Genomic DNA, 9290 nt, shown 5'->3' with positions numbered 1-9290 from the left:
GTGTAGGGCGGGGCTGTCGTCCGAGCCGATACATGCCGCCAGTCCGCCCTGGGCCAGCGCGCTTGACGCGTCGCCGCCGAGCGGTGCGGCCGACAGGAGCACGACCGGTTCCGGCGCCAGTTCCAGTGCCGTCATCAGCCCGGCGAGCCCGCCGCCAATGATGACGGGACCGCCCGCGAGGTCGCCCATTTCGCTCATACCGCCAGCATCCGCTCGACCRCCAGGCGGGCGCGGGCGGCAACCGCAGGGTCGATGGTCACGGCATGCTGGTTCAGTTCGAGTGCGGAACGGATGTTGCCAAGGGTGATCCGCTTCATGTGCGGGCACAAATTGCAGGGGCGAATGAACTCGACATCGGGGTGCTCCACAGCGACGTTGTCGCTCATCGAGCATTCGGTCACCAGCACCACGCGCGACGGCTTTTTCGTGCCGACATAATCCGACATGGCAGCTGTCGAGCCGGCGAAATCGGCCTCGGCAACCACTTCCGGCGGACATTCTGGGTGTGCGAGCACCGTGACACCTGGATGTGCGGCGCGCATTTCGCGGATGTCTGCCGGCGTGAAGCGCTCATGCACCTCGCAGTGGCCTTTCCAGGCGATGATCTCGACATCGGTCTGGGCGGCGATGTTCTGCGCCAGATATTCGTCCGGCAGCATCAGCACGCGCGGCACGCCGAGCGACTCGACCACTGCCTTGGCATTGCCCGAGGTGCAGCAGATGTCAGACTCGGCTTTCACCGCAGCCGAGGTGTTGACGTAGGTGACGACGGGCACGCTGGGATAACGCTGGCGCAGCAGTCGAATGTCTTCGGGCGTGATCGAATCGGCCAGCGAACAGCCGGCACCCATGTCGGGGATCAGCACGGTCTTGCCGGGATTGAGCAGCTTTGCGGTCTCGGCCATAAAGTGCACGCCGGCCAGCACAATGACGTCTGCCTCGACTTCCATCGCCTTGCGGGCCAGCGCCAGGCTGTCGCCGACGATGTCGGCGACGCAGTGGAATATCTCAGGGGTCTGGTAGTTATGCGCCAGGATAACCGCGTTGCGCTCGCGTTTGAGCCTCAGGATCGCGTCGATGTCTTGGGAAAACACCGGCCATTCGATAGCGGGTATGACGCGCTGGACGCGGTCATAGAGCGAGGCAGCGGAGAGAGACATGCCAGACATTTGCCATCCTTATTATGCTCGTACTGAGTATAATAAGGATATATGCTTAGCATGAGCATAAGGCCTGTCAAGCGCTGATGTTTGGCTATTTGGTTCCGGCGACCGAACGTTCGTCGAGAACCGCATGGCGGAAGCGGAACAGTTTTGCCGGCCTCCCGCCGGTGTCGGAGCTCATGTCGCCTGTTTCTTCGACCAAATCCTGCTGCTCGATCAGGCGGCGAAAATTCTGCTTGTGGACGGTAAGCCCCGCTAGTGCTTCCACGGCGCGCTGCAATTGCAGCAGCGTGAATGCGGGCGGCATCAACTCGAAAACCACGGGCCGATATTTGATCTTGGTCCTGAGACGGGCGATGCCGGTGGCAAGAATTCGGCGGTGATCTCCGCTCATCGAGCGGCTGGGAGCGGTGGGCGCGTCGCCAATGCCCTTGGCTCGAATGGCTTCCTCGACCAGTTCGGCCTCGTAGAGCAGTTCGTAGCGCTGTAGAACGAGCTCTTCGTTCCATTGACGGTCGTCGAGGCCAAAGGCACTTGCGGCGCGCCGCAGGCGGTTCTGGCGCTTGTCCTGCTGGCTGGCCCCGTCGGCCCATTGGCGTAGCCGTGGCACGATGATGTCCTGGATGATTTCAGGCGCGCCGGTGCGGTGGTCTTCCCATGGGAAGAACTCGTACCAGCTGCGCCAGCTGCCGGGCGGCGTGCCATGCGCCGGCTCCTCGCGTGTCAGGCCGAGGTAGCTGATCGAGATGACCCGGCTGGCCAACTCGTCGCTGTCGCGGTCGCGGTCGGCGAAGGTGTAGAGCTGTTCGATATAGCCGAGCGGATGACCGGTTTGCTGCTCGACCCAGTCGCGCAAGCCCGATTGCAGCGACCGGTGGCCGAGCTCGAACGGACCGGAGGGCAGGGCGGTCGCATCCTTGATCGTCAGCACCATCGGGTTGCCGTTGGGGGCAGCGACAAGCACAGCGATCAGATCCGCGCTGATCGCGTGACGCCCCGCTGCACTTTGTTTGCTCACCCCTGATGTATCCCGCATCTTGCCCTTGTTGGTTCCGGTTGGCCGCCAGACAGACTAGAGGTCAACACCCTATCGCCTGTCATCCTCCAAGACCATGCACAGTGGTTCGCAGCTTTTGGCCTGCAGGGGCAAGAAAATCCACATTGTGAACAGGGATTTGGAAGTGACGATAGGTAAGAGCATGTTTTCATCTGCAAGCGGACGCCAGTCATGGTCGGGCATCGCACACAACCATGGCCAGGGACAAACATGCGCGTCACGGCTTGTGGGCAGGGTTAGAGGGGACGGTCGTTCAAGCAACTGACGATGTTGTTGTCGTTAAGCCAGCTCTCCAACTCGTCGACCATCTCCTCGGCGTCCTTGCCGAGTGTTTGGACATGGAGTTCCGGGCTCTCGGGAGCTTCGTAGGGCGAATCGAGGCCGGTGAAATTTTTGATCGTGCCGTTGAGCGCCCGCGCATAGAGCCCCTTGGGATCGCGCCTCGCGCATTCCTCGAACGGTGTGTCGACGAAGATTTCAACGAATTCACCCTCCTTCATCCTTTCACGCGCCATCTGTCGCTCGGCGCGGAATGGCGAAATGAAGGAAACAAGCACGACGAGCCCGGCGTCGGCCATCAACCGGGCGACCTCGACCACACGGCGGATGTTTTCGACACGATCCTCTTCGGTGAAACCCAGATCCCGGTTGAGCCCGTGGCGGATGTTGTCGCCGTCGAGCAGATAGGTGTGCCGGCCAGCCGCGTTCAGCTTTTTCTCGAGCAGGTTGGCAATTGTCGACTTGCCTGAACCCGACAGGCCGGTGAACCACAGCACCGCTGGCTTTTGATACTTTTGGGCCGTGCTGGGTGCGGTCGACGTCGAGCATCTGCCAGTGGATGTTGCGAGCGCGCCGCAGCGGATGGCAGATCATGCCAGCACCCACGGTGGCGTTGGTCATGCGGTCGACGAGGATGAACGCACCTGTGATGCGGTTGTCGTCATAGCGGTCGAAAGCGATCGGCGCCTGGACAGAGAGATCGCACACACCGATCTCGTTCATGTCGAGGTGGGCTGCGGCTTCCTTGGCGAAGCTCGTCACGTTGATCCGATGTTTGAGCCCGGTAATCGTCGCCCCCACCTGATCGGTCTCCGTGCGCAGGATGTAAGGCCGGCCGGGCAGCAGTGGCTTGTCATCGAACCAGACGATATTTGCCTGGAACTGGTCAGCCCACCTCGGGCCGGGCATCAACAGTGGATAACACGTCGCCGCGCGAGATCTCGATCTCGTCCTCCAGCAAAAGGGTCACCGACTGGCCGGCGATTGCCAGCGGACTATCCGCCGCGCCGACGAGGATTCGCTTCACGCGCGAGCGGCGTCCCGACTTCGCCGCAACCAAGGTCTGGCCAGCGGCGACAAATCCCGAAGCGATTGTGCCGGAGAATCCGCGAAAATCCTGATTGGGGCGATTTACATACTGAACGGGAAGGCGGAACGGCTTTTCGACCGCGTCGCCGTCTATCGCAATCGCCTCGAGGTGTTCGAGCAGCGTGGGACCCGAATACCAGCGCATTTCATCCGACGACCGGGTGACGTTATCGCCATAGCGCGCCGACATCGGGATGGGCTCGATCGACTGGAAGTTGAGACCGGACGCAAAGTCGCGATATTCGGCCGAGATGCGCTCGAAAACCTCCCGGCCGAAATCGACCAGATCGAACTTGTTCACGGCAAGGGCTACGTGACGGATGCCGAGCAGCGAAGCGATGATCGAGTGGCGGCGGGTCTGTTGCAAAATGCCCCGGCGGGCATCGACCAGCACAATGGCCAGATCGGCAGTCGAAGCGCCGGTCGCCATGTTGCGGGTATATTGCTCGTGGCCGGGCGTGTCGGCGACGATGAATTTTCGCTTGGGCATGGCGAAGAAGCGATAGGCGACGTCGATGGTGATGCCTTGTTCGCGCTCAGCCTCCAGGCCATCGACCAGAAGCGCGAAGTCGATGTCGGCACCATTGGTCCCATGTTTGCTGGAATCCCTTTCCAGCGCGGCTTGAAGGGTCAGTTCGACGGCCTCGCGAATGGTCATGAAAAAGCGCATCATCTCCGGGTGCGTGACAGTCAGTGGCCCACCACGTGCAAGTTGCCGCTTGAACAGCGGGATCAGCGATCCACTCGAACCAAGCACGTTTCCGAAGCGCACGGTCATGAAGCGCGGAGAGGCAGCGTCGTTCGCCCCTTCCAGGTCGAGTGACTGGCAATAGAGTTCCGCAAGCCGTTTCGTCGAGCCCATCACATTGGGCGAGTTCACCACCTTGTCGGTGGAGATCTGCACCATGCCGAGCGCGCCCCAGCGCTTCACCGCCTCGGCGATGTTCATCGTGCCGWAGACGTTGGTGAGCACGCCTTCGCACGGGTTGAGTTCGACCATCGGCACATGCTTGAGGGCCGCAGCATGGAAGATGAGTTCCGGTCTATGCTGGGCGAATACGCCTTCGACACGACGCCTGTCGCGCACATCGCACAGATGCACAGAGCGCTCTATGGCGGGGAAATTTTCCGCAAGGTCCAGGTCGACCGAATAGAGGTTGAACTCGCTATTATCGACAAGAACCAGCCGCGAAGGCGCGAGCCCCGCCACCTGCCTTGCCAATTCGCTGCCGATCGAGCCACCAGCGCCTGTGATCATGACGCGACGGCCACCGATAAAACGCTGCATGGCGGCGACATCGAGCGCGGCCTGCGACCTTTCCAGCAGGTCCGTGAGCTCAATTGGACGCAGTTCGAACTCGGTGGCAACACGGGGATTGCGCAATTCTGTCGCTGGATTCAGCCGTGAAACGGCCATGCCCATCCGGTCGGCGCAGGCGATCAACCGTTCCGCCTCGCCGCTTTCAAATGAAGAAAGCGGTGCCGTGAAGATGAGGTGGCGAGGCCGCTGGCCCCGGCCGTCAAGTTCGGCCACGACAGCGTCGAATTCATCTGTCGAGCCCAGCACTACGACGCCGCGCATGATCGACCCGGTCTCATCAGGCGAATTGTTGAGAAACCCAACCGGTTCGTGCGTCGATGTGGAGTCGCGCTGCAGCGCGCGCAGATAGAGGTCGGCCTCGTGGCCCGCGCCCACAAGCAGCACCGGTATGCGCGGGTTGAGTTCCGCCGGCGCCCAACGGAGGGCAGCGATAAGGGTCCTGAAGTCCTCCTGCCGGAAGCTAAGCCGAACAGCCGCCAGCAACGACACTAGAGCCAGGATCTCGATCGCGATGATGGAATGCGGGATGATGGCGAAGTGCGAATAAAAGAAGACGCACGTCATGAGCACCAGCGAGGCAATCAGAATCGCCTGCACAAGGACGACGTAGTCGGGAATCGAGGCATATTTCCATTTGCGCTTGTACAAGCCAGCAGCCGGAAAGGTCACAGCGCAAATGATTACGAACACGGCAGTGAGGATCGCGAGCGCTTCGGCCGCGCGGGCGTCGGTAAGGAACATTTGCGTATCAACGCAAAGGCCGCCAGCGACAGGTCGACTGCGTAGAGATACCGATTGCTGATTGTCGATTTCACAGCGGAGGCGATCCGCGATTTCACTTGCCGAAACGGCGGCCTCTTGGTTAGCGCCGCAGCTACATCCATAAGTACTGTGCCACCGGGCTTGCGAGCCGCGCCGGGTTCAACGGCGCGGTCTGCAACTCGCAACTGCGCTCTTTTCGCAGCGATCTCGTCGACGGCTGGCACGTGCCCGAATGCAAGGCCGCGGGGAGCCGCGATGCGGCTGATCACTGGGAGAAAGGGATGGTGGGCGATGACGGGCTCGAACCGCCGACATCTTCGGTGTAAACGAAGCGCTCTACCAACTGAGCTAATCGCCCCAACCGCGCGGAGCAATAAGCGGTTCGTCTTCGATCTGCAAGTTCAAATGCATGCCGCGAGGGCAGGTAAGTGCGTGCAAAAGCCTGGTTCTGGGGGCTTCGAAAAATAGACGACGAAGATTGTCGATTATCTTTCCGATGTCGCTTGACACCTACCCACGAACGCCGTAATTCACCGCCAACGACGCGGCGCCCAGCGCCAACGTCCAGAGCGCGGGTGTAGCTCAGTCGGTTAGAGTGCCGGCCTGTCACGCCGGAGGTCGCGGGTTCGAGCCCCGTCACTCGCGCCAGTCTTTCCAAGGGCTTAACCCTTGCCGACTGAACCTCTAGATTAAGTTGTCCAGAAGCGCCCATGGCGCCGGCCGGTGCCTTTCCCCTCCATTTTGCGAACATGTTGGTGCTGCTGTTTCCTGCAGCGCTGAGACGCGAATCGCGTGCGCGAAAAAACCTGCCGGTGGCGATTCGTGTCGGTGCATGACGCCCAGTTAGGGGCCAATTTTGCGCACCGCTCGTGTCTGGTGATTCTGGTTTTCAGGTAGATTCGCGACAGCGCTTTGCACCTTGGGCACACAATGCGCATCACAGCTCTTTGAGCCTGTGGATGACGCTTCCCGAATCCATGCTTCGGAAGGGTGGCCTATAGGTAATGCCCGAGCTTCTTGCCGGCCTTGATGAAGCGCAAGGGGTCAACGGCATCGCCGTCGCGGCGCACTTCATAGTGCAGATGCGGGCCGGTCGAACGGCCGCTGGTGCCTACTTCGCCGACTTCGTCGCCGACCATTACCTTTTGGTCGGGCGCCACCAGAACTTTGCTCAGATGCGCATAGCGTGTAGTGAAGCCGCCGCCATGCTCGATCTCGACCATACGGCCATAACCGCCGTTCCAGCCGGCCTTGGTGACAATGCCGGCGGCGGTGGCGCGCGCCGGCGAGCCGTAGGGCGCGCGGAAATCCATGCCTGAATGCAGTGCGGGCGAGCCGATCAGCGGATCGGTGCGGACGCCGAACGTGCTTGAGATCGAACGGCCGGCCGCTGGATTGGCGAGCGGCAGCCTGCGCGCCTCCTTCTTGAGACGGTCGAGCGTGTCGAGCGCTTCGTCGAGTTCCTTGACCTTGCTGTCGAACGCCATCGGATTGTCGAGTGGCACCAGTGGGCCGCCAACGCCCGATTTGCCGAAATCGGCGGCAACAGGCAGTCCGGCATCTTCGAGCGCGTCGGTGATGGCGCCCGCTGTCTGGTAGGCGTTGTCGGCAAGCGTGCCGATGCGCTGGACCTGGTCGTCCTCGATGCTGCGCAGCGATTTGTTGATGGTCACAAACAGCTTGTCGGCGCGGTCAGCGCTGCTTTCGCTGTCGGCTGCAGCCGATCTTGTCGACCAGAACGAAAACGGGCGCGCCGCTGCCGAATCCGCCGAGGCGTAGGCCAGGGCGCCGGTCTGCTCGATCGGCTTGTCCAAAAGTTCCGCGCGCTCGTCGGTAGCCTTGACAGGGGCGGAGGGGGCGGCTGCATTTGAAGCAGCCCGATCGAGAATCGGCCCGAGCCTGCCGTGGCGTTGGCTCAGCTGTGACTGCCGCGCCAAAAGTTCCGTGACCTTGGTTTCCATCAATTGCTGGTCGAGCAACTGCCGGCTTGTGATGCGGTCGACCTGCGCGCGAAGGGCGGAAATGCGGTCTTCATAAGCGTGCTGCATGCGCGCCTGGCGCGCCGTTGATGCGCCGATCAGGTCGTCGCGCAGCACAAGATAGGATGTCGCCAGGAGATAGCCGACAGCGACAGCGGCAAGGGCGGAGCCTGCAGCGGCTGCGACCCAGGGGCGCACGGTGAAATGCCGGATCTCGTTGCCGCGCGCGATGATGACGGTATGGGGTTCTTTGCGCCTGCCGAAAACAGGAGCCTGATTTGCAGCTTTCACCGGACCGAACTCTCATGACGAGACAGCGACGATCCGATTACACATTATTAGGGTTAACAAAGCTTTGCGCCCCAGGCGCGGCGTCAAGCGTTGCTGTCAGTCGCCGTTAAGAAAAGAAATCCCGCCACGCAAATACGCGGCAGGATTTTCTCGTCTACCAAAAATTTGATGAAGTACGCTTGGAGTGCTGTCAGATTTGCGGCAGAATTGGCCCGTAGGTGTCACATCATGGCGCTGGTGAATCGTTTCAGTCAGCGCAGAAAAAGCCAAAGCAGGATGATGATTGGGATTGGAATACCAATCATCCAAAGGATGAGGCTGCGGAACATCTTCATTCTCCCGTTGAGATCGTCGCATTAGAAACGTCGGGAGAGGGGGATAGGTTCCGCAATGTGCGATTTTGCTAGAGGGCTTTTACCGCCTCCAGCACCTCTGCGGCATGGCCTGGGACCTTCACCTTGCGCCAGATCCGCGCGATTCTGCCGTCGGCGCCAATCAGGAAGGTCGAACGTTCGACCCCCATATATTTGCGGCCATACATCGATTTTTCGGTCCACACGCCATAGGCCTCGAGCGCTTTTCGCTCTTCGTCAGCTACAAGATCGATGCCAATTTGATGCTTGGCCTTGAATTTGTCGTGTTTCTTGGCGCTGTCGGGCGAAACGCCGACGACCGCCGCTCCAGCCTTTTCGAATTGAGGCTTGAGCCGGGTGAAGTCGATCGCCTGGGCAGTGCAGCCGGTCGTATCGTCCTTGGGATAGAAATAGAGGACAACCGGTTTGCCGGCAAAGTCGGAAAGCGTCAGAATGCCCCCGCCGTCGCGCGGCAGTTCGAATTGCGGGGCGGGTTGGCCAGTCTCGAGTTCAGACACATCGATGCCCTTGTTGGAAGTTACAGGTGAGCTTGCAAGGATATCAGGTTAGATAATGTCGGACTTGGATTCGTCCACAGCCGAAACGACTACGGGACATCGCGTGGATCAGGAAGTGCCCCGGCACGAGAAAATCCGGTTCAGGCGCAACGAGATCACCGATCTCGGCGCCATGCCGTCGGCTGCGGGCCAGGAAGTGCCGCGTCCACGCACGTCGGTGCGCCGGCGCGCGGGCCATTGCGCGCTTGCTGCTGTCGCCGTGATTGGCTCGCTGGTCTTGCTGGTAATCATCGCGATAGAGGCCCTGAGTTATACTGGTATCGGCCAGGACAGATTGCGCAGCGAGGCCGAGCACGCCATCGAAGGCCTTGCCGGCGTCGATGTCGATGTTTCCATGGGGCAGGCGCGGCTGACACTCGATGGCCTCCGGCTGATTGCTGTCGAGGTGCCCGACGTCAAGCTCAAGCGCGCCGACGGC

General features: G+C 61.1%; 5 protein-coding genes, 2 tRNA genes and 2 pseudogenes. 2 read left to right on the top strand and 7 right to left on the bottom strand.

What is annotated here, in order from left to right; all coding sequences use genetic code 11:
- The 5 genes and pseudogenes from AC1DUU_RS13890 to AC1DUU_RS13870 form a co-directional block, all read right to left on the bottom strand.
- Window positions 1–198: FAD-dependent oxidoreductase (locus AC1DUU_RS13890; protein WP_476783997.1), on the bottom strand; the 198-nt coding region annotated here is incomplete at its 3' end.
- Window positions 195–1169: a quinolinate synthase NadA gene (gene nadA / locus AC1DUU_RS13885; RefSeq protein WP_476783996.1), complete on the bottom strand. Its 975-nt coding sequence runs from the start codon at window positions 1167–1169 to the stop codon at window positions 195–197. The genes nadA and AC1DUU_RS13890, both read right to left, overlap by 4 nt.
- Before the next feature lie 85 nt (window positions 1170–1254).
- On the bottom strand, window positions 1255–2199 hold the full coding sequence (locus AC1DUU_RS13880) for an NUDIX hydrolase (protein ID WP_476783995.1): 945 nt from the start codon (window positions 2197–2199) through the stop codon (window positions 1255–1257).
- 257 nt (window positions 2200–2456) lie between these two features.
- Window positions 2457–5119, bottom strand: a pseudogene (cysC, locus tag AC1DUU_RS13875) (adenylyl-sulfate kinase); the annotation flags it as partial.
- A gap of 834 nt (window positions 5120–5953) precedes the next feature.
- Window positions 5954–6029: transfer RNA gene (locus tag AC1DUU_RS13870), tRNA-Val, on the bottom strand.
- A gap of 213 nt (window positions 6030–6242) precedes the next feature.
- Here AC1DUU_RS13870 and AC1DUU_RS13865 point away from each other — a divergent pair.
- A tRNA-Asp gene (locus AC1DUU_RS13865) sits at window positions 6243–6319 on the top strand.
- Between the two features lie 347 nt (window positions 6320–6666).
- Here AC1DUU_RS13865 and AC1DUU_RS13860 read toward each other — a convergent pair.
- Together AC1DUU_RS13860 and AC1DUU_RS13855 are read right to left on the bottom strand one after the other, a co-directional pair.
- Window positions 6667–7941 carry a M23 family metallopeptidase gene (locus tag AC1DUU_RS13860; protein WP_476783994.1) on the bottom strand — a complete coding sequence of 425 codons (1275 nt, stop codon included), beginning with the start codon at window positions 7939–7941 and terminating at the stop codon, window positions 6667–6669.
- Between the two features lie 403 nt (window positions 7942–8344).
- A complete protein-coding gene (locus tag AC1DUU_RS13855; protein ID WP_476783993.1) occupies window positions 8345–8812 on the bottom strand; it encodes a peroxiredoxin in 468 nt (155 codons plus the stop codon).
- Window positions 8813–8915: 103 nt separating this feature from the next.
- Between AC1DUU_RS13855 and AC1DUU_RS13850 the strand changes: the two are divergent.
- A pseudogene (locus AC1DUU_RS13850) lies at window positions 8916–9290 on the top strand (hypothetical protein); the annotation flags it as partial.

The sequence above is a fragment of the Aminobacter sp. P4_H6_2 genome, assembly GCF_056400805.1.
Note: the sequence above shows the minus strand (reverse complement) of the source record. Positions and strands in the feature narration are given on the sequence as shown.

Coding starts and splice junctions, on each gene's coding strand:
- AC1DUU_RS13880 (WP_476783995.1), bottom strand. CDS start 2,199: ATGCGGGATACATCAGGGGTGAGCAAACAAAGTGCAGCGGGGCGTCAC.